This window comes from Micromonospora sicca, assembly GCF_003172935.1.
GTDB classification, from domain to species: Bacteria; Actinomycetota; Actinomycetes; order Mycobacteriales; family Micromonosporaceae; genus Micromonospora; species Micromonospora sicca.
On the sequence record NZ_QGKS01000086.1, the window covers coordinates 1 to 3,275 of the forward strand.

3 protein-coding genes and 1 pseudogene are annotated in these 3,275 nt (G+C 76.5%); all 4 read right to left on the reverse strand.

Annotated elements, in window-relative coordinates; genetic code table 11:
• A partial coding sequence (locus tag DKT69_RS03005) for an SIS domain-containing protein (protein ID WP_146230973.1) occupies nt 1-273 on the reverse strand: 273 nt, incomplete at its 3' end.
• Nucleotides 273-1,490 carry a glycosyltransferase gene (locus tag DKT69_RS03010; protein ID WP_109800071.1) on the reverse strand — a complete coding sequence of 406 codons (1,218 nt, stop codon included), beginning with the start codon at nt 1,488-1,490 and terminating at the stop codon, nt 273-275. The genes DKT69_RS03010 and DKT69_RS03005, both read right to left, overlap by 1 nt.
• Nucleotides 1,475-2,449: a glycosyltransferase gene (locus tag DKT69_RS03015; protein WP_109800072.1), complete on the reverse strand. Its 975-nt coding sequence runs from the start codon at nt 2,447-2,449 to the stop codon at nt 1,475-1,477. The genes DKT69_RS03010 and DKT69_RS03015 overlap by 16 nt, the downstream gene beginning before the upstream one ends.
• Nucleotides 2,446-3,240 (reverse strand): annotated as a pseudogene (locus tag DKT69_RS03020) (glycosyltransferase family 9 protein); the annotation flags it as partial. The gene DKT69_RS03015 and the pseudogene DKT69_RS03020, both read right to left, overlap by 4 nt.
• Nucleotides 3,241-3,275 lie beyond the last annotated feature (35 nt).

Sequence of the window (3,275 nt, forward strand, 5' to 3'; positions counted from 1 at the left end):
CTCGGCGTGCAGGGCGATGGCGGAGAGGGGTTCGCGGTCGTCGCGGAGTTTGCCGACGAGTTCGGCGGTAAGGTGTTGGGCCTCGGCGGCGCTGCCCCCGTTGCCCGCCACCAGCAGCCGCCCGCCGGTGGCCAGCCGGTGCGCCAGCTCGCCGCCCCAACGGGCGAGCAGTCGCTCCGCGCGCCGGAAGGGCAGCAGCGCCGCCGCCAGGTGGCCCAGGTGGGTGTCCAGCAGGCTGTCGGCAGCCTCGCCGGTCCGGTCGGGCGCCGCCATCAGGCGACCACCCGGGTCGGCCGACGCACGGCGGCCACCTCGCCGTACACCTCCGTCAGCCGGTCCGCCGTGGTCGACCAGGAGTAGCAGCGGCGGGCCCGTTCCAGCGCCGCCGTGGCGTACGCGAAGCGGCGGATCCGGTCGCCGAGGAGCCGCTGGACGGCCGCGCCCAGCGCCTGCGGGTCCCGGGCCGGCACGAGGTCACCGGTCCGCCCGTCGACGACCGTGTCGATCAGCCCGCCGACGGCGGTGCCGATCACCGGTACGCCGCACGCCATCGCCTCCAGCGGGGTGAGCCCGAACGGCTCGTACCAGGGCGCGGCGACCAGCACGTCGGCGGACCGGTACCAGCGGCCCATCTCCTCCCGGGGCACCGCGCCGATCAGCTTCACCCGGTCGGCCACCCCGAGGGAGTCGGCGAGCGCCCGCAGTCGCCGGGCGTACGGGTCGGTCTCCAGCAGTCCGGCCGGCGGACCGCCCACCACCACGCACTCCGCCCCGGGCACCAGGGCGGTGGCCCGGATGACGTCCTGGAAGCCCTTGCGTTCCACCAGCCGGCCCACGGTGAGGATCCGCGGCCGGTCGCCGTCCCGCTCGGCGGCCGGACCGAGCGGGGCGAAGGTGCCGAGGTTCACCCCGGACGGGACGATCGTCATCCGGGACCGGGGCACTCCCATCCGGACCAGCTCACCGACCTCGTCCTGGCACTGGGCGACCACCCGGTCGACGGACCGGCCCAGCTCCCGTTCGTGGCGGACCCGGCCCGGCGGGCTGGTGTCCTGGGCCCCCTGGTGGCGCCGCTTCACCGTGCCGAGCGCGTGGTACGTCTGCACCACCGGCACCCCGGTCCGCCGGCCGGCGGCGAGCGCGGCCAGGCCGCTCATCCAGAAGTGCGCGTGGACCACGTCGGGCTGCCAGTCGTCGGTGCGCCACCGCTCCGCCAGCCAGGCGCCGAACTCGGCCATGTACGGCAGCAGCTCGTCCTTGGCGACGGGCTCGGCCGGGCCGGCGGGCACGTGCACCACGTCGAAGCCGTCCGGGGCCCGTACCGTCACGGGCAGGTCCACGGCGTCGCGGCGGGTGTAGACGCGGACGTCGTGGCCGGCGGCCACCAGCGCGGCGGAGAGCTCCGCGACGTGCGTGTTCTGGCCGCCCGCGTCCTCGCCGCCGAGGACGGCGAGCGGGCTGGCGTGCTCCGAGATCATCGCGACGCGCATACTTCCTCCTCCAGCAGGCGGTCCCAGTCGGCGAGGAAACGGTCCAGCCCGTAGCGGTTTCGGGCGGCGACCCGGGCTTCGGCGCCGGCCCGGCGGGCGGCCGACGGGTCCTCGACGAACCGTCGGGCCGCCTCCAGCAGGACGTCCACCCGGGTGGAGAGGGCACCGGCGGACGGCGGCACCGCCTCCAGGGCCTCGGTGGTGGCGAGCGCGACGACCGGCATGCCCATCGTCATCGCCTCGACGAGGCTCAGCCCCAGCGAGGTCCACCGGCACAGGTGCAGGTACGCCCGCCGCCGGGCCAGTTCGGTGTGCATGGCGTGCTGCGGGACGTCGTCGTGGCTGGTGACCCGGTCCGCCGGCAGCCCGAGGCGGTCGGCCAGCCCGGCCACCCCCATGCCGTAGACGTCCAGCGGGGCGATCTCGGCGAACCGGGGCAGCAGGTCCGTGCCGGTGACCCGCCAGCGGCGGACCGGCTCGTTGATCACCACCGCGAGCCGGTCCAGCTCGCCGGTCCACTCGACGGCCGGCGCGACCACGCCGTGCTCGACGACGGCGGTGCGGCTGCCGCCGTTGTCCCAGAACAGTTCGTTGAAGTGGGTCACGTGGGTGAGCAGCAGGTCGTCCCGGCCGGCCATCGGGTGCCGGGTATTCGGCACGTCCCCCTTGGGGGTGTTGTGCTCGACGTAGATCGCCGGCACGTCCCGGCCCACCCGACGGCCCAGCCACTCGCAGGCGAGGTCGAACTCCTCGGGGCGCTGGAGCAGGACCACGTCCACGTCGGCCCGGCCCAGCTCCTGCGGGGTCACCTCGACCGCGCTGTCCGGCCACGGGTAGGTTCGCGCCCGGCCGAGGCCGTACGGGCCGCGGTCGGGGGTGACCGGGACCAGGTACCGGTGTTTCCCGTGCACGAAGGACGTGGTCCAGGAGCCGTGCACGTGCCACAGCAGAATGTTCATCGGGCCACCCCACCGGTGGCGGTCACCGCCGGCGCGCGCGGTGGGCCCGCGAACACCGCCGCCGGCCCGGCCACCGGCTCGGCCGGTACGCCGAGCAGCCGCAGCCCCGCCAGGACCCGCCCCGGCTCGACGGCGGAGAGGCAGGGGTGCCCGGGCACCGGGCAGCGGGTGGCCCGGGTGTCCCGGCAGGCCGCCGCCGCGTCGCCGAGCCGGACCGTCGGCACCCGGTACGGCCCCCACTGTCCGAACGGGACGGTCGGGGCGAAGAGGCTGACCACCGGCACCCCCAGCGCCGCGGCCAGGTGCGCCGGGCCGGTGTTGCCGACGACGAGCGCGCCGGCTCGCGCGATGATCGCGGCCAGCTCGCCGAGTCCGGTGCGGCCGCCGAGGTCGACCCCGCCGGCGGCGGCGACCCGCGCGGTCAGCTCCCGCTCGTCCGGGCCGCCGGTGACCACCACCCGGTACCCGGCGGCGTGGAGCACCCGGACGATCCGGACGGCCAGCTCGGGCGGGCAGGCCCGGGTCTCGACCGAGGACCCGGGGTGCAGCACCACGTAGCCGGGCTCGCCGGCACCGGCCGGGGCGCCCGGCAGCCGGTCCTCGCGCAGCCGCAGCCCCGGCCCGTCGTCGGGGGCCAGGGCGAAGCCGGCGGCGGCGGCGAGGGACAGCGCCCGCTCCGGTTCGGGTACGCCGACCGGTACCTGGTGGCGGACGTCGAGGAGGGTGCCGGGGTAGTCGTCGCTGATGGCGCTGATGCGGGGTACGCCGGCCATGCGGAGCAGCAGGGCCAGCGTACCCCGCATCAGCGCCATCAGCGACGACTACC

Coding starts and splice junctions, on each gene's coding strand:
- DKT69_RS03010 (WP_109800071.1), bottom strand. CDS start 1,490: ATGCGCGTCGCGATGATCTCGGAGCACGCCAGCCCGCTCGCCGTCCTC.
- DKT69_RS03015 (WP_109800072.1), bottom strand. CDS start 2,449: ATGAACATTCTGCTGTGGCACGTGCACGGCTCCTGGACCACGTCCTTC.